This is a genomic window from Nocardia sp. NPDC058499 (assembly GCF_042719915.1).
GTDB lineage: Bacteria > Actinomycetota > Actinomycetes > Mycobacteriales > Mycobacteriaceae > Nocardia.
The window spans coordinates 651,325-675,338 of record NZ_JBHXMZ010000004.1 but is presented as its reverse complement, the minus strand read 5'-3'; the positions used below and the strand labels follow the sequence as shown (position 1 = coordinate 675,338).

The 24,014-nt window shown below is 66.2% G+C and carries 1 protein-coding gene; it reads left to right on the top strand.

The genetic code is table 11. The annotated features are described in order from the left end of the window. The first annotated feature begins 4 nt into the window (after positions 1-4). Positions 5-23,884 carry a sigma-70 family RNA polymerase sigma factor gene (locus tag ACFWPH_RS16375; protein WP_378751678.1) on the top strand — a complete coding sequence of 7,960 codons (23,880 nt, stop codon included), beginning with the start codon at positions 5-7 and terminating at the stop codon, positions 23,882-23,884. Positions 23,885-24,014: the final 130 nt, after the last annotated feature.

Here is a 24,014-nt window from a genome sequence, read left to right as displayed (position 1 = left end):
GGCGATGGACGGTTCGCTGTTCAGCCCGGTCGTACAACTGCGCAACGCCTTCGAACTTCTGCCCGGGTTCCTGCGTACTCCGATCGAGATGGTGGTGTTCGGCGGGGAGCTTCCCGGCGCCGATATCTCCGGGATGCGCCGGATGGCGGACGAGCTGCGTGCCCGCAGTCTGGAACTGGAGGGCCATTCGGCCGATATCGATAGCCTTTTGACGCACGAGGATTCGCTGGGCGAGACGGCAGAGAAGCTGCGTGAAACGCTGGGTTCGTATCGAAAGGGTGCGGCTCAGCTCGGCAACGATGTGAACGCCCTGGCCGATCAGGCGCAGGCGGCGGCCAACGACGCGGAGAAGTGGCTGTGCGTGATGTTCACGTTCGGCATCCACCTGGCATGGAAGGTCTACGGTTTGCTGGCCGCCGCCGCGGCGGCGGGGCCGGCCGGTCAGGTTGCGGCCGCGCCGGCGGTCGAGTCCACACTGGTCAGCGGGCGCGCCGAGGTCGCCGTGATGCGCGCGAACCTCCAGCGGGCCATTCAGGCAGGTGGAGCCAAGGCGGCCGCCCAGCTGAGCGGTATGGGGCCGAGGCAGTTCGCCAAGTGGATGGGCACGGCGATCGCGCTGCCCGTGGGCGTCGAAGTGGGTGTGCAGGCGCTACAGGTCGCCACCGGGGACCGAGCGGCCGAGATCATCGGGGAGGACGGTTCCAACCCCACGGGCATCGATCTGAAGTCGATCGAGGTCGCCGCCGCGGCCGGCGCGGGCGGAGCGGCCGGCGGCATGCTCGCCGGCCGGTTCGCTCCGATGGTGTTCCCCCAGGTCGCGACCAGTCGGGTGGCCATGGGATTGGTGCAAGGTTCGGCGGGGGCGATCGGGGGCATGGGTGCGGCGTTTTCGGTTGCTGGTTGGCCGCAGCACTACACGGAGGTTGTGGGGCCTCTGCTCAACGGCGCTTTCGCCGGGGGCATATATGCCCAAAGCGCCCGCCCACCGGCGATCGACGGGGGCGCGCCGTTCACGCCGCCCGATGCGATCTCGGCAGGGCACGAGGCGAATACCGCGGCGCATCGGCCACCGATCGAGATATCGGCGGAATCGAAACGGGCGTGGGAGACCGCGCGGCAGACATGGGAACCAGCTGCGGAGACCGCGAATCCCGCACGTGAGCGTGGCGGGCCTCCCGCCGAGGTCGCGGGGACGGCAGCGGCCGCGCAGCCACAATCGCGGAGCGGACAGCAGGCATCGGCTCCGGCCAACGGCGCCGGCGGCCGAGCCCCCGAGGGTGCCGGCACCAGAACGCCCGAGGGAGCCGGCGGTCGAGCGTCGGGGTCGCAGGCCGCTGCCGGTGCCGTCTCGTCCGACGCCGCCGCGGCTCGGCCGCGTTCGGAGGCACCCGCTTCGGTCGATCGGGCGCAGGCGGACAAGTCGGCCAGTGCGGGGAGAGAGCCCGCGCCGCGGTCGGTCGTGGCGGCGGGCGAAATCTCGCCGCCGCCGAAGATTCCGACGGACGCCCGGCCGGTCGGCGAAGTTCCCATAAAGGCCGGTGCTGGGGCCGGAGAACACACCGCTGTCGCAGACGGTGCCGGCAACGAGCCGTCGGCACGGCCCCGTCCGGGCACCGAGGGCGACGCGGGATCGCCGGACGCCCGCGCCGAACGCGCATCGTCGGGTGGCGAGGAGAATGCGACCGCGCAGCGGGATACGACCACCGAGCAATCCGGCCAGGAAAGACCTGAGAGCGCGGGCCGGACCGAGGCGGACGGCACAGAAACGCCGGCCGTGGAGGACCGTTCCCCATCGGTTCACGACAAGCAGAGTGTGCCGACCGCTGATCACGACAGTCTCGCAGAAGCCGCCGGCCTGCCGCGCAGCGACCGCGACCGGGCGGTCGACCTGCTGATCGACTTCCACCAGGCATCGGCCGAGCATGTACCGGAAAGTCAACGCCTGTCCAACCTTCCGGACGACGTGCTGAGCGCCGGACTACACGCCGGCGATGAGCACCAGTCGATGCTGGCGACAGTGGAACTCATTCGGCGCGGCACGATCAGTGACGCGGTGCCGGGCGGCATGGTGCTGCGGGTCGAGCAGGCGGAAGCCGTCTACACGATGAAATCGCGTCCGGTGGAAATGAAACCGGGCGAGGGCAAATCGCTCGTATTCATGGCCACCGCAATACAACGTGCGGTGCACGAGGGCTCGGTTCTGCTCGTGACAACGACCGATGGGCTGGCCAATCGCGAAGTCGTCACGTACGAGAAGTTGCTGACCGACTTCACGAATAAGAAGGTGATGTCCGACTTCGGGATCGACGTGTTTCGAGCCGATCAGGAGAACGGCTTCGGACCGATCAGGGAGGGCCGCCCGGCGATTGTGGTCGCGACCGGCGAAACGGTCGGGCATTTGTGCAACGCCGGCGTCAAGCCGCCCCGGCATGTGCTGATCGACGAAATGGACGGCATCGTCGACCGCGGCGAACGGCAGTTCCTCCGGTCCGAAGGTCCCGAGCAGGCGGCGCCGGAGGAAACGGCCCGTGAGGTGTTCGGCGCGGACGAATTCCTCACCGAAGCGCTGACGGCCGGGGCGCTGTCGCACGAAGATTTCGGTTTACGGCGAATCGCCGAGGAAATCGGCGTGCAGGCCGACGGCACACCGGAGTTCATGTACTGGTACGACGGTCAACCCGAGCTCACCCCCGCGGGCCGGGAAAAGGTCGAGGCGCTGCCGGACGGCCAGAACTGGCTGGAGGGAATGGGCGCCGCCCGGCTGGAAACCGCGGCCAACGCCGAATTTCTCGTCCGTAAAGGTGTCCACTACGAAATGGACGCGGGCAAGATCGTCATCATCGATCAGGCCGAGCACGGGCTGCAACGGAACCCGAAAACCTCGAGCGAATCCCGGTGGAGTGCGGAACCGGGTAAGGCGAGCCTCGCGCAGGCCGTCGAGGCGAAGGAGATTCGCGCGGCCGAGGCCCGGGGGGAGGAGGCCGAGGAGCATCGGATCGTGGTGCGCGCGGATGCCGAGTCCGCCAAACGCATCGATTCGGTCGAGATCTACCGTGTCGGAGAAGGATCTTTCTTCGACGAAGTGACCGGTGCGTCCGGCACGCTCACCGACCTGAACCCGGTGCTGCAGAAGATCTACGGCCTGGAGCCGGCGCACGAGATCGGGCGGTCACAGACGCATCGGCTGGTGGAAGGCCAGCACGATGTGGCCGATAACACCCATGCCAAGCTGCGCACGATCGCCGAATATGCGAACGAGATGCGGGATGGGGGTGCGGGGCGGTTCCAGGAGATCCTGTGTCACCGCAATGACCTGGTCGAGCGGCAGGTGGAGGCGCTGGTGCGCGCGGGCGTGCCGCGCGAGGCGATCGAAGCGGTCGACGCCAAGCGGATCGTCGGCTGGGGTGCGGACTGGGAAGCCCAGTTGCAGAAGGTTTTCGACGAGGCCGGTGAGCAGGGCAAGATCCTGGTGATCAACCGGCAGGGCCAGCGCGGCGTCGACATCTCGGTGTCGGATGAGGTGAAGACCCAGGGTGGGATGCATGTCTGGATGACCGAGGCGCCGGAGCAGTCCTACATCCATGAGCAGGCCATGAACCGGACGGCACGTAACGGTCAGCTCGGCAGCGCGCAGGTGGTGATGTCGCCCCAGGACGCGCTGATTCGCAATGCCATGCACCTGAGCGGGGTGCGTGAGGCGGTGATCCACTATGAGCAGGCTGTATCCACGCACACCGCCGCCCCCACCCTCCAGACCCATGACGCGCTGGTCGCGGCACGTGAATCCGTCCGCGAGCTGGTGCCCGAACTGCAGCAACGCGCGCTGCAGCACTCCACCGCGGATTTCATCCGGCACCACGCCTTCTCGACCGCCATGCCCACCGTCACCCTCGCTGAGGCCGACACCGGGCAGTATCGCCGTGATGACGAGGTCGACTTCGTACGACCGGATGGAGCGGCGGAGCGGACCGCACGCTTGGCCGGGTTGCTGGGGATCCCAGCCCCGGCCGTCGCACACCAGATCACCGCACTCGAACGCGACGGTGCCGACGACCCGATTCGCGAGCTGCTGCGCCGGGCCGGTATCACGCCGGCAGCAGCCGAGGCATTAGGGCAACATGTCGACGAGACCGCCCCCGCGGCGGCGCGGAACCGGGCAACGTTCGACGACGAAGACGCATTGATCCATTTGGGCCGGTTACGGGGCCGGCTCGCCGAACAACTCGGTATACCGATCGCCGATATCGACGGCGCCGAAGGTATGCGCACACTCGATCCCGAGCTCACCGAGGCGCGGGACGCACTCGCGGCAGCTCTGGGATATCCCCCCGCCGGAATCACCCCGTCCATCGCCCGCGACATTCTCGGCGAAGCGGTAGGCGATCACCTGCCCGCCGTGACCACCGCAGAATCCGATGCACACCACGATACTGTTTCGGCTGCGGCCGATTCCGGGCCGGTGGGTCACGACCGTCAGGAGGCCGCCGCTCCGAAGTCCGACACGCAGAACAGCGACGTCGACCACGGGACAGCCGACGACATCGTTGCCGCCGCGTCACAATATTTGGCCCTCTCAGCCCTGCTCGATTCGGTCGTGCAGTTCCATCGGCGCAGTCCCAACAGTTGTGTCAACAATGCCGTGACGGGGATGCGAGTTCTGTGTCCCGGCAATGCCGGCCGCTTCCAGCTGCCCCCGACCCGCCTCGAGGGTTACGGCCGCGAAGCGGTGCGCAAGATATTCGGCGCCGGGCTGGAGGAGACCGGATCGCTGGACGAGGTGACCGAATCGCTGAAGTCCCGGCCCGGTGGGATCACGGTCCTGGTCTACAAGTGGAAAAACACCCGAGCCAACGGCACCAGCGCCGAAGCCGACGACCATATGGTGCTGCTGGTCAACGACAGCACCTCGGTCGCCGAGCCGAACCTGGTCGTCGTCGACCTGGCCGCATCGCGCGACAGCAACACCGACAACGACTACGGACCACGGGATCTGCGCAACCGCCGCACCTTGCTGAACAAGGCCGTCGGATTCGATGATTGGCGCCGCGAGCAGGAAGTATTCATCAACCGGATGCCTGCGGGCGAGCGTCGGTTCGAGACCATCGAGTTCGATCGAGACGGCAACCTCGCCCCCCGCTCGCGCGCACAAGCCCCCGACACCGAGACGCTGCCACCGGAACAACGACCCCACGCCTCCTCGGACCAGGTGGCCGATATCGAATCGGCGTTCGTGGGGCAGCCGGGCTTCGGCGCGGTGACACCGATTCGACCGGACGCCGCCGAGGAGGTATCGAACGATACGCGCCGTGACGAATTCAGGCTGGTCGGCAGTCGACCCCACGACGGTCCTGACCACATCACGGACAACCCTGGACCAACCTCCGCGTCTGCACGCCCGACCGCGAATACGACGCCGGGGAGCGCCGCGGCGGCATCCGGCAACCCGGCGCAGCCGAACACTCCGACAGCGAACAACGCCCCGCCCAGCACCTCACCGTGGAAGAACCGGGCGGCCACCCCGCCGCACACCGGCGACGGGCCACCGCAATCGGCCGACACAGCTGAGTTCGACGTCACAGTGCAGTCGGACGGGTGGTTCACGCCCAGCTCCGCGGCAGCGACCCTGCTCGACCTCGATCGCTGGTATTCCGCGGAACCCCCACGTGCACAGGCCTACCAGCAGGCCCGCGCTCTGTTCACCCGGTTCCACCCCGCGGCGGCGCACTGCGTCGGAATGCTGGTCGACGATCGGGCGACCTACGACCAGATCGCCGGTCAGACGAGTCGAACACCCGGCGAAGTCGACGATCTGCTGCAGGAGGCCAGCGCCTTCCTCGCGGCGATGGCGTCGGACACGCGTCCTGCGACGGATGTAGAGCTGCTGGCATGGCTGCAATTGCGGTACCCGTCGTTCGACGATCATTTGCACAGGCTCAGCCGCGAGAAGCCGATGCTGTGGCGGGTGGTCGAGCAGGTGTTCTTGCACGGGGAGTCGATCGACGCGGCCGCGGCCGCACAAGGCGGCGGTCAGGCTCGCATTCGAGGGCGCCTGCGCGAAGCGGCGACGGCCGTGGAGAGTTGGATAATCGAGGAACTACGGCCCGCGTGGTCGCCGGTGCCGCTCGACAACGACGGCTTCGCCGAATGGACGGCTCAGCGCAATAGCGCCACTTCCAACGACCTGAAGGGTCTGGCGGCGTCACAGGAAAAGGCGTGGATCGCCTACTTCCACTGGTTCTTGCTCGACCGGACGCTGAACGAAACCGGGACAGTGCTCGGTATGAGCCGCAGCGGCGCTCGCAATTACGTGGAGATCGCGCTCAACGAGCTGCGCGGCGCGCATTTCGGCCGAATCCACTCAGGTGGGCGGCCAGATTGGCTGACTGGAGCGCCCGCCGCCGATCGGGTACCGAGTGCGGACGATGCCGCCGCCCCGCCGCCGACCACCACCAGTGTGGAACGGTTCGACCAGATGAGGCGGCGAAACCCGGAGGTGTTCGACCGCATCGATCGGTTGCTGGCGCGGCGTTATGCGCAGCACTGGCACCAGGTGTTCCAGCTCGCGGCACACGAACGGCTCGGACCTGCCGACATGGTGGCGCCGTTGGGCGTCAGCAAGACGCGGGTCTTCAACTGGACGCGCAATCTCCGCGCTCGTGCGGTCGAACTCTATTCGAATGCTCGTCCGCAAGAAGTGTTGCTGCGAATGGAGTGGCTCGAGGCCCATTATGGGCCGTTGGACCGATTCGTCGACCCGTTGCCCGCCGATCAGCAGCGGGTGTTCACCGCGTGTTACGGAGAGGGCCTTGGCCACACCACGATAGCGGAGCAGCAGCAGACGTCCCGGAAAGTGGTCGCCGACCGAATGCTTACGGCAGCCGCAGCGGTCGAGACGGCGGTGCTACGCGAGGGCGGCGACCGGCTCATCGCCGACATTCCCGACGAAGATCGGGGTCTGTCTGTGTGGCTGCAGGAGCACGATCCACGCTTCGCGAACAATTTCGACCGCCTGCGAGTGGAGCACCCGTACCTGTGGCAAGTGTTGGACCGGGTCCACGCCGGCCGGACTTGGCAGGTGGTGAGCGACGAGCTCGGCTTGAGCCTTCCGGCAGTGGGCGAGCGCATGGCTGCCGCGCAGCGCATTATGCGCGGCTACTGCTACGAGGAAGCGCATCGCCGGCTGCTGCCCGCCGCGTGGCTCGGCGTCGCGCCGGCCGGTGCGGTGTCCGACCGGGTGCCGCGTCCCGACATCGGCGGATGGCTGACCGAGTACCGCCGCGAATCGGGCATGAACCAGAGCGAATTCGCCGGTGGCCGCTATACGCAGCGAATAATGCGCTATCAGAGCGGCGACCGGATACCGCGGCCGCGATACCTGCGAGACCTCCTCGACATGCACAATGTCTCGCCCGCAATCGCCCGTCGACTGCTGATGGTCTTCTATGGCGGCCGCGGTGTGGCGTGGTACGACCCGGCCGCTGCATTCGCTCCCCAGCTCGACGAATCCGACTCGATCACCGAATGGCTGATCGCGGACCGTCGCTATCTGGGCAAGACCACGCCGCAGTACGCAGGCCGGTTGAATCACAGGGCAGTGCAGTACATCGAATCCGGGGCGAATGTTCCCAGGATGCGCACACTGCGGTTGCTAGCCGAAGCCAACGGGTGGTCTTCGGAAGTGCTGCACGCGGCCGTGCGGAAACGATTTGAGCACGTCCCGGAGACGGCCGAGCCGGAGGAGGCCGAGCTGTTCTGGCGTCTCGTCGACACGCCCGTGGACGAGGAACAAATCGATGAGATCGTCGGCCGATACCTGTGGATAGTGCAGGCTGTGCTGGGCCGGGGCGGTTACCGATCCAGACCAGACTATGACGATATTTTTCAGATCTGTTCCCTAGGACTGATGAGAGCGATCAAAAACCACGCGCCGTGGGGAGCGTTCGTCCCGTACGCCTGGGCTTTCATCGCCATGGAGGCCTGGCACGCCACTCGCGAGATCCGATTCGCCAATTTGAACCCACGCGACCGCAATCTGGTTTTGGCGGTCCGTGCAGAGTTGGCTCGGTTGACTCAGTCGTGGGCTCGCAACGAGGAACACATTCCGGACAGTGCGGTGGCCGAAAGGTTGGAGATCGCCGAGAGCGAGGTCTCCTGGGTGCGGCGGGTGGCCGGTGTCCCTTCGTCGCTGGACGAGCCGGATGCCGTCCGGGAGTCGGAGTCCCGCGGTTCTCGACTTGGCGACGACACCGCGCAAGTGCCTTTCGACAGTGTCGTATTCGGGGACAGAGTGCAGCAGGCGTTGGAGGATCTTCCCGATCCCGTGCGAGCACGGCAACTTGTCGTCCTGCATTTTATGCGGGAACGGCCCCTGTCCGAGGTAGCTGAGCGCATCGGCCTGTCACTGGCGGATGTGGAGCAACTCTTTGTCCAGGTCGTCGACCGGCTTCGCGAAAGTTTGGCAGATCTCGCCGCAGCGGCGCAGATCGGGCCGTTCGACGACCTGGCCGACGAAGGGGGCTCGATCCCGGGACCTGCGGAAAACCGAACCGGTGGCGCGCCGGACAGTATCGGCAGTAGGCCGGCGCACAGCGCAGCCGATTCGTCGTCGCCGAACAGCGCGAATGCGTTGAACCGTGCGCGGGGCGAGTGGATCACCGCGCGACGTGACGACAAAGGCCGGCGTGACGGCAGGGCTATGACCGCGGCCGACCTGGCCAGAGCTGTGGGTGTCAATCGCAGCACCATGAGTCGGATCGAACAGGGAAGCACGCGGCCGCGACCCGGACTCTTCGTGAAGATCGGCCGGGCGCTGGGTGTGCCGAGAACCGAACTCATGGACGCTGCACGCAATCTGTACCCGGCCGCCGACTTCGATTTGACACCGGCCGCATACCCCGTCGACACGCCGGGACGTTGGCTCTCGGCGATGCTTCACGACCGGGACATGTCGTGGGGGGAGTTGGCGGAGGCCAGCGGGACCAGCGCCGAGTATCTGAGTTCGATCGGTAGGGGCGGGACCGTGCCGGGGGCCGCTGTTTTCCTGTCCGTGTGTAAGGCGTTGGACCTCGGACGCGAAGCCATCGATGCGGCCGCCGGCCGGTTCTACCCCGGGGTGCGCATCGGCCTTGACCCGACTGCGTACGCGCCCGAGGAGCGCGGCCGTTGGCTCCGAGCAGTCCGTTACGACCTCGGCATGTCACCCGAGGAGGTAGCGGAGGCCGCGGGTATCAGCACCATCCACCTTCGCTCGATCGAAGCAGGTGAACGAGCCCCCGGAGTAGTTGTCTTCCTTTCGCTGTGCGACGCACTGAGTATCGAGACCGATGTGACAGGCCGAGCTGCCGGACGCTTCTACCCGGAGGCGAGATTCGATCTCGACCGGTCCGCCTACGCTTCCGGGGAACAGGGACTGTGGTTCAGGGCACTGAGGTATCACTATCGCCTGCAACGGTCCGATGTGGCAGACGATACGGGCCTGACCGAGAAGTACATCGGCCAGATCGAACGCGGAGAACGCACACCGAGCCGACGCACTTTCCGGCTCCTGGGCCGAGAGCTGGGAATCGGCCCCACCGATCTGGATGCCGCCGAGGAACATTTCTCCGCCTCGGCGCTCACGAACGATCCGGGCCTGCGATTCGACGACCTCACCGCCGGTAACGAGGCGCAGGCCGATCTGGTGGAACGACAGATCGGCCAGTTGCTGGACGGTTGGTCGGATCCGGCGTACGTGCGGGAAATCGCCGAGGCCGTCGGTGCGTCACTTCGGTGGGGGCACGGGCAGATATCTCTGCGGGTCGACGTCGATGCCGGTGCGGTGCACGTCGACCTCGTCGATATCACGGGGGATCACAGCTATGTGCGGGTCGAGTGGCGGCTGGGAGACACTCCGGGTCCGGTGGAGCGGGCCGCGAAACCTTTCGTCGAGCGTTCGTCGGAAGAACTCGACATCGAGCGCCTGCTGGAGATGTACGGGGATGCGGACGAGACCACAGCAGGCCTCGATCCGACAATCGTCGTGCCAACTCCAGAGGAGGCAACTGCACCCGATATCGCACCGACCACCTACCGGGTAGGCGACACCAGAACAGCGGTCGAGACCCGGCTACGCGCAGAGTATCCGGAGCTCGGCGACATCGTCGACAGTGTGAAGCTTGCCATCAGCGAACTGGAAACCAACGCCCGGAAACATCTGCGCCGCTATGCTGATGAGTACGGACTCGATCCGGACGGACGGCTCGACGTCGATGTAACGGGCACCGGACCCGACTGCAAAGTGTTCCTGACGGTCACGAACGACGTCGCCCCCGGCACCGCCGTCAAACTACCCCGCTGGACCGATGGCGAACAGGCATTGGACCGCGAAGGCGGACGTGGCACCCAGCTCATCATCGCCGAGAGTACGGTCGCGGTCCGCCACCTCACCTTCACCGACAGCAAGAACACGATCGAGCATACGGTCGAGTATCACCGAACACCTCCCGGCACCGATTTCGCAATCACGCACAGCCGCGACCGAATACGCGAATCCGTCACCACCGGGTCCAGCGCCCTGCCGGACAGCATCGGCAGCAGGCCGTCGAACGCCGATCCTTCGCCGCCGAATTCCCGTCTCCAATACACCGTCCGGGCCGGCGATACCGCACAGGGCCCCTCCGGTAGGGAAGGTGAAAGGGCGCGCACCCGCGTTGTCTCAGCGGAACGTCACCGCCTCGAGGAACTGCTGAACGAATCGTTCAGCTGGCTGGACTCCGACGGCGTCGACATCGCGGTCATCCTCATGTCGGAACTGATCGCGAACTCCCTCGCCGATACCGATGGCAAGGTCGAAGTGGTCATCACCCAGACCGACACCGCGACAGAACGCAAACTTCGCTTCGAAGTCCTCGACGAAAGCGCATATACACCCGAGATCGGCGATATGCCGGACGAATTCGCTGAGCGGGGCCGCGGCTTGCCCATGATGGCGATTGCCGCCGACGACGCCGGGATAACCACATTCGACGATAACTCGGGTAAATCCTCCTGGTTCGAAATACACCGGCCACTTACCGCAATCGATCCGTCCGTGCCCACCGATGAAACCACCACCGAAGAAGGTCGCCCCGGCGCGCCGCCGGACAGCATCGGCAGTCGGCCCTGGGCGAACGCAGCCGATCCGTCGTCACCGAAGAATGAACCATCGGCCGCCGCGGTTCCGGTCGCCCGTATCCGTACCCGCCTCACGGAACTACAGGCGGCCGAGCAGGAGAATTCGCCCGCGACCGAGCGGACCCGTCGGTTGACCGAATTCGCGCACGCGGTAGAGGAAATGGAGGAGGCTGCCGCCGCGATGGCGAGCTCCCGGGCCGATGTCGACGCCGAAGCCCGTTGGCAGTCAGCGCTTTCCACCGTCAGTTCGATTGTGGCCATGGTGGAGGCCGCGGCCCGCGACACCGACCGCCACGCCGAAGCTGTCCGATTTCTCGCCGGTCTCGGCGGCCCGGCCATCGGTCAGGTGCACCTGGTGTACGCCGCATTGTTCGAGCACATGCGGAACGTGGGCCAATATGTGGACGAGGTCGACGACACCGATGAACACGAATTCGAACGGTCGGCCCGGCGGTACGAGTCGCTGGTGCAGCAGGTCGATTGGCTCGATGCACTGATCACCGTACTGGAACACACGTCACCGAAGGAACGCTCCCAGCAATACCGATCGCTGATCGATGCCATCCCCCACGACCGCCTCGACCTCTCCCCCCTGCAAACCTGGCTGATGCAGGAGGCGACCGGTAGCGCAGACCGATCGACCGAGCTGGAACAGCGGGCCGCAGCCGTCGAACAACGCCACCGAACCGCTCTGGCCCTTATCGGTGAACTCGACCGGCTTCTGATCCCCACCGATTCTCGCGGGCCGGCCGGCGAGGTCGCACCGGCCGAGGTGCACGAAGAGGAGTTGCCCCCCGCCGGTCCGGCCGCGACGCTCCGAAGCACCGATGGTGGCGCCCACCAGGAGCTGGATCTGGGACATGCCGCCGGCGTCACCGATATCGGCGGCAAGTCGCCAGATCAGCGTCACCAGCGTAATCAGGATGCCTTCGCCATCGCGACCGCGACCGTCTCGGGTGAGCGGATGACCCTCGCGATCGTGACCGATGGTGTCTCCCACTCGAAAGGCGGTGAACTCGCCGCACAGGTGGGGTCGGAGGCAGCGGCCGAAGTGCTGGCGCGACGAGCGATGGCGGCCGAAGCCGGCGCCGGATGGGATCCGGTCACAGTGGTCACCGAAGCGGTCGAGGCGGCTCAGCAGGCGGTGCTGGATCTGATCGCCACCAGAGAATTCGCCGAAACCAGTGATGTGGACTCCCCCAAAGCGACCATCGTGGCGGCACTGGTGACCCCCACTCAGGTCATCACCGACTCGCGCGGCGATGCCCGGGCGGTGTGGATCAGTCTGGACGACGGCGAGTCCCGGGAACTCACCGAACCCGACACCTACGTTGGGCAGTACATGGAGATGTTCGGCATCACCGAACGCGAAGCCATGGGCCGGCCCGAGGCCGACAAACCACTGACCGGTCTCGGTAAGGGCTGGCAGCGGGAGTGGCAGCCACCGCAGCCGCAGGTATTCGAACCCACCGGCCCCGGAATCGTGGGCCTGTTCACCGACGGACCGATCAAACATCTCGCCGGTAGCCCGTCGAATCCCCGCAGCACCGCCGAATCGATCGCCGAAAAGGTCGCCGCGGATTTCACCGGGTCCGGCACGCTACTCGGGGCCGCCCAGGCATACATCCAAGGCGCAATCGCCGCGAAGCAGACCAACGACAATCTCACCGCCGTCCTGATCGAGGGGCCCACCGATGCGATCGGCGCGCGACCGGACCGGATGCCCGGCGAACGCGACGACACCGCGACGCCGACGCCCACCCCGTGGCGGCAACAATCCAGTCGGTCCCGCAGTATCGGCGCCAAGCCCACGGGCGACGCGAACGGCCACGACGCGCCGGCCTCCCAGCATCGACCGGACGGCACACCATGGCCGGGCAAGAGTCCGGCACAGGCCGATACCTCCCCTTCCGGCCGCGGAGATTCCGCCGAGCGACGCTCACAGGGTTCGACAATGCTGGATCGCGCCCAGCTCGGTGTTGCCGCAGCATTCTCGGAACTGCGTGAACAACACGGCGAGCGGGTAGTACGGCGTGTGTTCGAGTTGCTGGGGCCGGACACGAGATCACTGGCCGGCAGTGAGGTCACTCGACTGCGGCCCGTGGCGCAGTACATCAACGAGGTGGTTTTTCGAATCGCGGAGGCCCGCCGCTGGCCGGTCGCCGCGGAGGAGGACGCCGGGACGTGGATCCTCGATGTTGCGCAGCACGCCATACGGGCATGGTCCGGATTGACCTCCATGCAGCGCCGGCTCATCACCGACGTAGTGACCTCGCCGAGACAAGACCTCACGCCGGTCGAGCGCAGCGCCGTGGCGGCGTTCGTCGAGTCCGCACAGGCGCATCTCCCGATCGACGCTGTGCCGGCAATCGATGAACACGGCCAACTCGCCCCGGAAGCAGCGAGTCACGGCCTGACCGAGCACGAGCTCCGGCTGGTCCACATGGTTGCCGCCGGCTTGTCCAACGACGCCATTGCAAGCCGTCTGCACCGTTCGGCGAGCCGAATCAAGTTTTATCTCAAACGGATCGGCGACAAGCTCGGAAGGCACGGCCGGGCCGGAATAGTGGCGGCAGCTCGAGCACAGGGCCTGCTGTCGGACGACCATATCGCGGTGTCGTTTCAGCAACCGTCCAACCTCATGTTGACCCCGCGAGAAGTTTCTGTCGTCGCGATGGTTGCCGACGGCATGTCGAACAAGGCCATTGCAACGCAGCTCTACCTGTCACCGCTCACGGTGAAGTCCCATCTCGCTCGCATCGGCGGCAAACTGGGCATCAGTGATCGCGCCGCTATGGTGGCACGGGCAATTCATGCCGGCTTCGTTCCCGCAATCGATGGCAGCCCGATCGTCGAATTGTCTGCGGCGGAGCAGGAGCTACTCGGCCTGGTCGCGGAAGGACTGAGCAACAAAGAGATTGCAGTACTTATCGAACTTTCCCCCCAGCAGGTGAAGGGCCGGCTCGACCAGATGGGCGCCAAGCTGGGAATTCGCGATCGTGCGGGCATGGTGGGAAAAGCGCTGCGTACCGAGAGTCTCTCGCTCACCGAGGCCGCCCGGGAGTTTCCATTCGGCGATTCGTTATCCGAAGCCGAGATCGGGATTCTCAGCCTTGTCGAACAGGGGAAGACGAACAAGCAGATCGCTGCGGCACGAGGGATCTCACCGGGGACTGTTTCTACGTACCTGATTCGTATCGGGCTCAAACTGCGCACCAGCGGAAAAGAGGCCGCAGTGGCGGAGGTGCAGGCCCGAGGAATCGACTTGTCGAGCGGGCCGGAGGACGCAATCGGGAGCAAACCACACCAGCCGAACTCGCTTCCGATGCTCGTCATCCAGGGGCTGAATTCCGGTGTGGTGCGCAGCGAACCATTGCCTGGGGCGCCTGGGGTCGCGGTCGAGCGAGTGAGCTTCGGCAACGGCTACCAGTGCCTCCGAGAGACCTACGACGATGCCGACGAGGCGGCGAAACAGTGGCTCCTATCGGAGATCGGCGGCGCCATGGGTGCGCCGGTTGCGGGCACGTATCCCGCCTCCGACAACAGCGCGGTGCTGTATCGCGAGATTGTTGCCGGACGGGCAGCTGATGTCGAGATCAACGGTCCCGTCGTCGGTAGCCCGCAATGGGAGATCCACCATTTCGTCACCACCCTGAGTCCACCCGAAATCACCCCCGGCTTGGTGGTAGATCTTCCTTCCACTGATACGGCAGCGAATAGTGCGGGAAATCCGACCGTGGCCAGGAATGAGAGTACTGGTCGAATCGGCTCCAGACCCACACGCACCGGTGCAGGCGATTTCGACGATCGTCCGGACCGCGCGCAATGGTCGGGCAACAAGGCGCGACAGAACAACTTTTCCACATCCATGAGCCCGGAGGCGGCCTCACCGGCGACCGGCGCTGTGCGTACTCGCTTCGGTGACAGCATCCGACGGCAGGTCACAACTGCCGTCGACAAACATATCGGTCACGGGAAGCTGACACTCTCCGCCGCGGAGAAGGACCGGCTCGTCGACGAGGTCGCCGACGACATCGTGGTGACGGCCGGACAGATTCTCCCCTCCGGGCCACCGACCGATGAGCATATCGTCGCGGCCATCGGCGGGGCGAGAATTCACGAATGCCTGCGGCTCGCCCGCTGCCGCCAAGGTATACGGGCCGCACTACCCGACGAGGTGCGGTCCGGACCGCTCGGACAGCAACTGGCCGGACTCGGCCTGGCCGAACTGGAACGACGGCTCGATCGGAGCCTGCCCGATCAGCAGCGTTGCCTCGTATTGCGGCATCGCAACGGCCTGTCGGTCCGGGCCACCGCCAGAACCATGGGAATCGGAGTGGACGCCGTACACACTCTGGAAACCCGCGGTGCACTGGCGATAGCGGGCGCACCGATTATCGAGACCGCGCCCGACGCCGAACCAGAGCACAGACCCGCGCGTACTCGGCGGCCCACGGCAGACCCGCTGGCATTGTTGAAGGTGACTGCGGCATTTCAACACGCCCGCGCGGCCGAGAGCACCGGCGACCGCGCTGCCATCCACGCACTCACCGCGACGATGGAGCAGGTGGACAACCCACGTCACCGGCAGGTACTGAAACTCCGGTTTCTGCAGCGTATGACGGTTCCGCAGATCGCCGCGTCACTCGACCAGCCGTGCAGCGTGGGTGCGACCAAGCAGCTGCTTCGGCGGGCGGTGCGCGTGCTTGCACAGCAGCTCGACGCCGCCGACAGGGGCCGGAAGGTACCCGCTCCTGCCCGAAACGCCGCCCTGGTCGCGCCGGATGGGATTCGAGCGGTACTCGGCCCGCTGGCCAGGCGTTTCCGTTTCAGCAAGAACGGTCGGGTCATATTTCTCGGCGGCAGCATGGTGCAGGCGGAAGCCGAGGAGTTTCTCGGCAAGTTCCTGGCTTTGCAACCGCAATTGACCGCGCTGGGAGCGCAGCCTTGGTTCACCGCAACCCAGCTGCGGATTCGGCAGACCTTGGCCAAGGCACCGCTGGCGCGGTATTCCACACCACCGGTGTCCGACTCCACGGATCCGGTTGTGCCGTTACAAGGTCTGCGCGCCACTGTCGAGGCCGACGGGACCCTGCGATTGACAGTATTGCGCTCCGAGCGCACACCGTCCGGCCAGCAGATGTTCGATGGTATGTGGGCAGAGATCGGTCACCATGTCCGCCTAATAGCAGGCCAGTGGGAACCGAACGAGGTCCTGCACGGAAACCTGGATACCTTCAATAGTCTTCTGCTACAGGGGCATTCGTCGCAAGACGCCGCGTTCGGCACCTGGACCGGAAAGATGGCACACCGCCGCGGCTTCACCGAAGTCACAGTCGAAATCGACAACGACAACCGGTCGGTATGGGCGCTATTCGCACGTCCCGGCACCTCCCCCGACGGCAGCATCGGTGCGAGGCCACAGTCCGAGCCTCCTTCCGCCCAGCGCCTTCGGGCCTCCGCACTGCAGAAACTCGCCCCGAACGCCAGGCCCGAATGGCTCACCGTGCCGGACGCACGCCCACCGGAGGTCGACCTCGGGTCCTGGTGGAATGTCCAGCTGACCCCGGCCGAGCGGTCGGCGATGGTCCACGAGTTTCCGGATGCGGTGCTGGCAATGGGTGTCGAACTATCCCCGGAGACAGTCGAGGCCGCCACCAAGCAGCAGAGGCGGCTATCCCACGCGCCGGCAGCACACCCACCAGCGGATTCCGCGGACAACGACGAACCGGAAGAAACGTTCTATGTCCCGTCCGCCGAGGAACTCTTCGCTGGGAACCCGGTTCTGCGGGACCTTCATCCGGTCGACGCATACCGTGATCTGGGCGGTACCACAGGTGTGCGGATGTCGCGAGAGGAGGCCGCAGCGCTGCGGGAGGCCGGGCACCGATACGGCCAGAGGGTCTCGGGCAAATACAAGGAGGTCCATCTCCTCGGCGACTTCGCGGTGCTGAACTACCGGGCACACAATGATGTGGCGGTGGACTTCGCGCTCTGGCCGCTGGAGCACCGCACACTGCAGGCGATTGCCCGGGCGATACCGGAGGGAATCGAATCTCCGTTCCAGCAGGTACTGTACGTCGAGCTGGATGAACAGGGCCGTGCGGTATTCGAGATCCAGCGCCGCATCCACGGTGAGCCCGTGCACACTCTTGCCGACCGGAGCGTGGGCGAGGCACTTGTTGCCATTCATCGCCTACTCCGCCGGGTTCCGGTGCCACAGGAGTTACTGCCGCTTCCCGATGACTACCCCGAGGACTCGGTGGGCTTCTTCCAGATGCTGAGGGACTATTACGAGCAGCGCTATCAACATCTCCGCACAATCCCTCTGTATCGTGCAATGTTCGACAGCTCGAGTTTCCCCGAGCAGCTGACGGCGGGATTGGAAGCATTTGTCCCGCATATCAGGTCTCAGCGGTTCCAGCTTCTGCACGGGGATCTGACCACTGGCAATCTCGTCCGAACCCCCCGCGGCGCCATCAAGATCGTCGACCCGGGTCTCATGGTCTACGGCCCCTCCGATTACGACGCCGCGATCATCTGGCAGCGCAAGCCGGGCGGCACCGACCATATGGACAACGTCCCCCTTCATCTCCGGCCGTGGATCGTCCTACTCGACACGGTCCGCCTTCTCACCGACGTCGTCGGCCTCGTGGACGAGGTGAACACCGCTGTTCCCGACAGGGACCGGACATACACGGCTGCTTGGTATGTCCTTACCGTTCTCGGCGGCGCCCAGATCAACTGGTACGGCCGCGTCCACTCCATGCCGACAGTGACCGAACTCATCGATCTCGCCACCGAAGCCACGACTTCAGTGGTGCGTGACGGCGACCAGATCGGCAGCAAACCGGCGGATAAACCGGTTTCCGACGTCGAGGCACAGCGAGCGCGCCCGGCCGGTGAATCGGCAGCTGAGACCCCCTATGTACCGCAAATCCGCGAACTCGCCGCGGAATTGCGCGGCTTCGGCCCGAGCTTCGCCTACATCGACGACCTGCTGCGTATCGCCGAGGGCGAACAGCACGGAAGCGACTGGATCGACAGTGCCGACTACTTCGATTGGCAGTTGAGCTGGCTCCGGGAACGCAGCCCCCGCCTGAGCATGCTCGCCGCCTTTTCGGCTGCGGCGCTGGAGGCGGAAATAATAGTAGGCCTCCCCAATGCCAGTGCGGGACGGCTGTTCGTCGAACAGAGCCGACCGCTGACACCGGACGAAATGCTGCGCCTCTACAAGTACCGGACGATGCAGGAAGGTACGCCGGAACAACCGAGTGGCCCCGATATCGCGCGACGTTCCAGCGCCATCGGCCAGGTCCAGCGCGAGCTCTCGCTGGACGAGCTGGCGCAGTACACGTACCTCGCGTTGCTCGCAGCGCGACCGATACTCCAAGTGGACCGAGACCTGACCCGGCAATTCCTGACACCGGCGGAGTTCGAGCATTTCGAACCGATCCCACGCAATGGGGTGTACGGGGCGAATTACCCGGGCTGCCGAGCCCTGGCCCGGGAACTGCGTGCCTACTTCCGGGCGCGGTTCGCCGGTGACAGCCTCCTACCGGCGATCGCGTGCCGGCCGGTATACGACCGCTTCCTGAACCATTGGATCGAGCCCTATCAACTTCGTCACGCCACACAACTGCGCGACGGGTTCCGGGGCACATCGTCGGCGCCGGAAGATCACGTCGCCCGATGGTTCACCTCCGTAGTCGTGGCGGCACTGGCCGCACCGCCCGATGCCGCGCCCGATATCCTCGACCGCGCCCTACGCACTCACCTGCGCCGCCGCACCGGTATATCCGCGCCGGCAGACGACACGCTGTGGCACTTCGTGTCCAATACATCTGAGTTGCTCGCCGGCACCTACGACTTCGGACACTATCTGCAGCAACGCAACCACCCGGAAACCGAAGGGTACGCACGGACGGTGCGCGAAGTCGTCCTGGATCGGTATTCACCGGCGGCGGTCGCCCGGGTGCCATTCATCGCGAACGTGATCGGTGCCGTCCCCGCACTCCAACGGACACAACGCGAAACCACACCGCCGCCCCGCGCACCGGAATCAGCAGGCCCAGCGGGGAAAGCCCCGAACGAGCCCACCGAAACCGCCATCGGCGCGCGGCCCTCACACTCCCCGTGGTCCCGAATCAATCGGCAGACGGTGAATGCGGAGAGCCCGGGCGTGATGCCGACCGCCGCAGACTCGGTAGACGAGACCGCACGTGCCGAGCCGTCGGATCGCGGCGGGCAAGGCGACAGCCCCATCGGGGCTCGACCCAGCCGAGATCCCGCGGACCAGCCGCGGACGACGAACCGGGGACGATCACCGGATCCGCCGGCACAGTCACCCTGGAGCCGAACGAAGACCGGCACGCCCGGCGACGCACGCACCGCGTCATTGCCCGACCAGTTCACAGGATCTCCGCGGTCAGACAGCATCGGTGCAAGGCCGGGGTCCGATGAACCGGAGAACCCCGACCTCGCCACCAGTGCTCCGCATGACGCGGCAGCGGTCGAGCCCATCGCTTCGGCATGGCTGCCCGAGGCCGTAGAAGTGGCCGCACAACTGGGCCTGCCTCCCGAAAGAATCACCGCGGCGACGGTGTTGAACGCGATCAACCCGATCCAGCAGATCGTCCGGATACTCGACGGACCAGCGCATCGTCGCATCGCCGATGAGATGGGCACACCAGAACTGCGGGATTGGTTACGGGAACGCATCACGCTTGCCTGGGAGCTTCACGAAGCGCGCGAAAACCGCGGACAGGCCCTGCGGATCGTAGAACTGAACGGCCGGTTGATGCGGATGGACAGTGACCTGCCCGACCTGCTGGGGGTGGTGCAGGCTTCCCCGGACGCGCAGCGCATCTCCGCAGCGGAGGACCGCACACCCGCCACGGATCCGGTGACACGTGCGACGAACGAAACGGTGCGGCCACCGACGCGAGAGGTCGCCCGCGGCACCGAACCGACCGAAGATCTTCTCTACGAGATACGCCGGCTCGCCGTGGCCACAGAGAACCGGAACGTCACCGAATTCGTCACGGCGGTATCCCACTTCCTCGATGCCACCTTCGCCACCGGCCGCACCCTCAGACCCACCGCGCCGGAACCGTTCACCGGACCGACCGAAGCCGAACAACGCTCGGCACAGGCAGCCTATCGCGCCGCGGGAGCGCGGGCGAGCGCCGAGTCGATTTTCGGGCCGGCCCCCGCTCCCGATCGCGAAATGGCGAAACGGCGCCGGATCGACAACTGGTGGCAGCGGCTGTCACCGGAGCAGCAGCGTGCAGTCGTCCAGGACGCACCGGAAGCAGTGCAGCGCAACGGCAGGGTGCCCGTCGTTGCCCGCGAGCACTCCAGTATGGCGAACGAGCTGATACTGCGCCGGGTCGTGGCAGAGCTTTCCGCACGCCCCTCCGCGGAACTGGATTCCGCCGAACGCCAGCTTCTGGATTACGCGCGGCGTCTCTGGGACGATCTCGTCCGCGCCGAGCAGCGCGCCGCGCCCGGTTTCGCGGTAACCCTGCTGCAATTCGATCCGGAAAACCTCATCAGCCTCATCGGATACGCGCCGGCCGACACCGAGATCGTGCACAGCCCGTTCTGGACCCTGCGTGTCGGTCCCGACGACTTCACCTGGGTGGACCGTCTCTTCGAACCGGGTCCCGGCGAAGGTGTCACAGCGGCGCATCCGGGCCGGCGGCGCGGCGGCCAACCCGGCCACGATTTCGACATCTCACTGGGGCCGCGCGGAGTCGGCGGCATTCCGCAGACCGCGACCGACCAGATCGCCACGGCCGCGCGGGCACGCGAACAGTTCAGCCAGTGGCTGACCACCCGGTACGAATGGCGCAGTGCCGAAGGCGCCGCACGAGCGGCCGCCGCGGTCGAAGCACAGGTGCGCAGCGCGCTGGTCGCCAGCACCGGCGAAGTCCGTGTGGTCGCCCGGGTGGGCGGCGGTTCGCATGGCGAACGCGGGCTGGTCGTCGAGATCATCGACAACAACCCGCATACTGCGCCGGCCCCGGACACGCCGGCCCCCGAAGTGGATTACGAGACGGGCGTGATCCTGCTCGATACCACAAAATCCACCTGGTTCCTGTTCGGCGAGTCGATGGCCTCGCCACTCCTGCCTCCGGGCGTCGCCGTATACGAGGTGTTGGGTGCGCGGGCCTTGCACGGGTTCTCCCCCGATCCCGAATTCTTGTGCGCGCGAATGGCTCTACACCGTCTCGGGCTCCAGCCAGAGGAAACTCCGGGTTTCGAACAGACCCACCGCCCGCCGTACCCGCAACCGCTACCCTGGCCACCGAATGCGGTCGGCGACATCACCCATGATCCCGCCCAGGGGCCGCAGCCCGCCACGTACGCCGCGGCAATTGCCGCCCACACCGAGCAATTCCGCGCCGTCGGCCTCGGTCTCGCACAGAACGCCCCCCTGACCACCGCACACCCGCCCGGATTCGTCACCCCCGACGAATTCGCCTGGGCCCGGGAAACAGGTGGCAGCGAGATGGTGCGGGCGGATGTCCACCTGCTGCGGGTACTGCGCGCGATCAAAGATGCGGTGTTCGGCGTCCACCAGACCCTGCTCACTCATCCCGATACCGGCCAGGCCACAAGCGGCCCCACCGACTCCCGGCTGCACGTCACCGTCGACCTCGACAGTCACACCTTCCGCGCCCAGCTCGACGCCGAAACGGCCCAGGAGTTCGGACTTCCGGCAGAACCGGTCGGCGGCCGCTGGCGGGTCCGCGACGGTCTGGTCCTGGCCGCCGCTTGGATACCGCAGCCGGACGGGCTCGGCCCAGCGCGCGAAGGCCGAAACGGCAGCGACCCCGTCGCCATCGACCTCGAGCAAACGCAGAGCTCCCCCCGCGATGCCGGGCCGCCGGCGGCCGGCCCCGGTGCCCGCAGCACGGAATCCGATGCCATTGCCGACGACACAGGCGGGACGGTGGACCCCGGATCGGCGACGGGAGCCGAACCCGTGCTGGGTGATATCGCGCAGGTACCGCGTGCGCGGATCGTCGGCCTGGCGAACCTGCTGCGTGAACGGGCGGATGCCGAGGAAACCGGTGCCCCGATCGACGATGCCGGCGGGGCGCGGCCCGTGGATATCTTGCACGCTGAGTTCGCATTGCCGCTGGTGCTGGACGGGGTGCGTGCCGAGGTGGATGTCTTCGGTGACGACTTTCTCGAGTACGCGAGCAGCCGAGTACACAACGCGTGGCTCCAGCGCAATTGGCACACCGCCGCCGCGGAGCAGCGGCTGCCCTACCTGGACCCGGATTTTCCACAGCAGCGGCGGGAAGCGAACCGGGACATCATCCGCGCTGCGCGTGAATTCGTGGTGGCGCTCGATTCCGCCGCTACCCACGCGGTGTCGTTCGCCGAATGTGCAACCGGGGCCGCAGTCGCGGCGGAGCTGCACCGGCGGCATTTCGTGGAGGTCGTCGGGTTCGATCTCCCGGGTCTACCGGTGGAGTCGGCTCGCGAGTACGCGTTGGCGATCGACGAGCTGCTCACGAAATACCCGCATGTGCAATTGCACCGGGTAGGCATCGGGCCGGTAGCCGGCGGGCGTATTTTCGCAAAGGTCGACAACGTTGCCGGCGACACCGCGAACTACCCGTACACGCGCTCGATCATGCTGAGCGATTCGATCACCACCTCCCCCGATGTGCTCCGCAGCGCCTGGTCGTCGATGGTGGCGGCCGGGCGTACCGCCGGCCCCGCCGATCGGCCGATATACGGTCTCCTGTTGCGTGAGTTCGGCGATGTACTGAACAACGCGGGCGGTCTCCGCGCGCAGGACACGGCGCAACTTGCCCTCGCTGAACATGTTCAAGCATCGTCCGTGCGGGAAATGTCCGAATGGCGGGACAGCCAGTTCCGAACCTACGGCATCGATCGCGACGGGGAGTTCGACCCGTTGTCAGCGATCACCGGTGCCTTCGCGGCCGGGGAGCACAACCCTGCGACCATGACGCAGGGTGAGAAGGTCCTCTACGAGCTGTTGACGAGCGCGGCCGAACAGTCCGCCACGGAGTATCACCAGCGACAACAGCTGATCGCCGAGTACCACCCGACGAGCCCGGCGGAGCAACAGGCGAAACTGGCGCTGGTCGCGACGTTCGGGGCCGAGTACGGAGCCCGGCTGGTGGGCGCCGACAACCCCGGGGCCGGGCTGGAGACCGTACAGCAGATCATCGACTCCATACGGCATATGACGAGCGCCTTCCGGACACTGGAGGTCGCGGAGATCGCTATTGCGCAGCAATCCGTGGACTCATCCGCCCAGACATCGTCGAAGGGCATCGAATTCAACGAATTGTGGGTCACCGCTCCTGCGCAGATGGGGGCCGCGGCCGCACGTGGCGACAAACGGGGTGACCCCGAACGTCCGTTCTTCACCACAGGTGTGCACGAACTGACGCATCTGCTGCGCCGGATACTGACCGGCGCACAGTCGGACATATTCACTGTCCTGCGCGAGTATTTCGAAAAGAAATACGGTCCGGCCACCGATCAGCAGTTCTATCGGTGGCTACGAGCGCAGTTCGCGGGGTACGCCTTCACTGCGGAAGGGAAATTCTCCTCCGAAGAGGCCGAAGCCGAAGCAGTCGTGGCCACCGAGTCGGTGGGCGGGACCCCGACCGAGGGCGAACAGGTCGTTCGTGCCCACCTCGCCGCGCTCGACGAAACCGAGGCCCGCCGGCGAGGCTAGGCCGGGCCGACTCGCGCCACGGGCGGCACTGCATCGGGGCCCGGCCCGGTGGCGAGGTGACCCAGGCCGGCCCCGCCGCGCGAGAAAGTGCGCCCAACCTGTGCCCAGCGGCCTGGTGTATGCCCACTGA